Annotated in this window: 1 protein-coding gene and 1 pseudogene; both read left to right on the plus strand. The window is 35.3% G+C overall.

Annotated features, from left to right (window positions below):
* Positions 1-357, plus strand: a pseudogene (locus EGI22_RS15230) (IS110 family transposase); the annotation flags it as partial.
* 392 nt (positions 358-749) lie between these two features.
* Positions 750-1,718, plus strand: a complete 969-nt coding sequence (locus EGI22_RS15235; RefSeq protein WP_255069310.1) for an SMI1/KNR4 family protein — start codon at positions 750-752, stop codon at positions 1,716-1,718.
* Positions 1,719-2,277: the final 559 nt, after the last annotated feature.

Raw genomic sequence — 2,277 nt, forward strand, 5'->3', positions numbered from 1 at the left:
AATAAGAAAACTGGTGGCAAAATAATATCAAGTAAAGTCCCAAAAGGAAGTAACCGGCTAAAAATAGCCCTAAGAAATGCGGCGAATGCAATTGGGAATTTAAAAGACTCCACTCCATTAAGGGATTTTTTCCAAAGAATCAGTTTTAAAAAAGGGAGGGTGTCAGCTATAAGTGCAACAGCACGAAAATTGGCCGTGATAGTATGGAATATGGTAACAAAAGGCACCAGATACATAAACCCCGAAGGCTATTTGTTTTTAGACCAAAAAAGAAAACTAGGTTTGGTCAAAAGAATTCAAAAACAAATTGATAAATTTGGACTAACTAATGCCGAACTGAACATTACAAGTACTTGATTATCAATACAAAACAAAAACGTTAGTCAGAATCCGACATTTTTGGGTCAAAAAAAGAAAACTTGCTAACGGTAGAAATACCAAAAGCGTAAAAATATTAATCGAATGAAAGCTCGATTTACTAATTGGTGCATGCAGAAATGTTAGCCCGATCAGAATCCTGGAGATGGGAGCATTGTCAAAAGAAAATTGGCGGAGCTTTAAGCTACCCCGTTCACAATATTTATTAATTCCAAAAGCATGCTCCTGATTCGATTATTTTTTAAATTATGTTTTACAAAATAGCTCAATATATTTGGGTAAGGGATTTTTTGTTCATTAACCAAATATTGGCTAAATTCGACGTAAAATCGTTAGTCACAAGTTTAGAGAGACCCTACATACAATAAAAAATGGAGCAAAAAATATTTCACGATTTTGACTTTTCAGACTTTTGGGATGACACCGCATATTCACTTAAAGAATATGTGGAAGATAGCCCATCGAATGAACTTATCATTTCAATAGAAAAAGAACTCGGTTTTAAACTTCCAGCTTCATACATTGAGTTAATGAAACTTCATAATGGTGGAACACCCAAAAATTGTTGCTTTCCTACTTCTGAAAGAACCTCTTGGGCAGAAGACCATTGTGCTATAACGGGAATTATGGGAATTGGACGGACAAAGACGTATTCACTATGTGGAAGTTTAGGTAGTCAATTTATGATTGACGAATGGGGATACCCAAACACAGGAGTTTTCATTTGTACCTGTCCTTCAGCAGGACACGATATGATAATGTTAGATTATTCCAAAAGTGGAAATGACGGAGAGCCAGAAGTTGTTCACGTTGACCAAGAGTGGGATTACAAAAAAACATTTTTAGCGAAAGACTTTGAGACATTTATTCGTGGTCTTGTAAATTCAGAAGTTTATGACACCTCTGAACAGGATTTAATTGATACACTTGAAACTTTTAAGTCAGGACAATTTTCTGATATACTTCAAGAATATTTCAAAAAAGACACATCAATTAATTTTGACAAAGTCCTACGAAATCTACTCACGGAATTGACAAAAGAAAAGGGTTATTTTGGGCTACATGGAGACGAACTTTCATATTTGGCGTATGATATACAATTTTACCTTTTGAGTATAAACAAAAGCATAAAAAGTAGAGACCACTTTGAAAAAGAATATCCACCAATGATTGCAATGGGTAATAATGAAATTACAACAGGTGGTTATGCGACTTTTTTCTTAGATTGGTTTGATGACAAAATTGCTTCGAAACAGATTTCTAAAAAGCTGTTTGGCGGACTAACTTTTACTGACAGTTATAAACGACAACTAATTGATAAGATTAAAAAGTATGAATAAGAAAAACCGAACGGCTAACATCGGTTTGGCAATATGGCGGCTGAAGTGCTCCTATGAAACATTGTACAAGGTTCAACAGCAGTAATTCTATTGAACTTTTGTGCTAAAAATCCGCCACATCGCCAAGCCGAAAACCGTTACCAGCAATCCAGCATATAAGCCTCGCCCATTAACTTAGTATGCTAACGTGGAAGCACTTATGAAACAATCCCTTAAATTTGAAAACTCATTGCAAGGCCGATTTTAAAACTGTTGCGTAATAGCACGAGCGTCATCCTGGTTGGAGTGTGTGTCATAACTTAAGTGGCGGTTCTGTTCCGATTACTATCAGAATACGAAACCCCGTTCAGAATATTTATTATTCCAAAAGAGCACTCCCTTTGAGTATTTTTTAAATTTAAACTCAAATTTTATGGATCAGAAAAATGAATCATTATCCATGGAAATTGTCAATCCGCATGCTGGTGGAATTGACATAGGTAGCCGTTCTCATTGGGTCTCAGTAGGTCAAAAAGAAAAAGACATCAAAGAATTTGGTGTTTTTAATGAAGACCTTCAT

The organism is Lacihabitans sp. LS3-19, assembly GCF_024343575.1.
Classification (GTDB): domain Bacteria; phylum Bacteroidota; class Bacteroidia; order Cytophagales; family Spirosomataceae; genus Leadbetterella.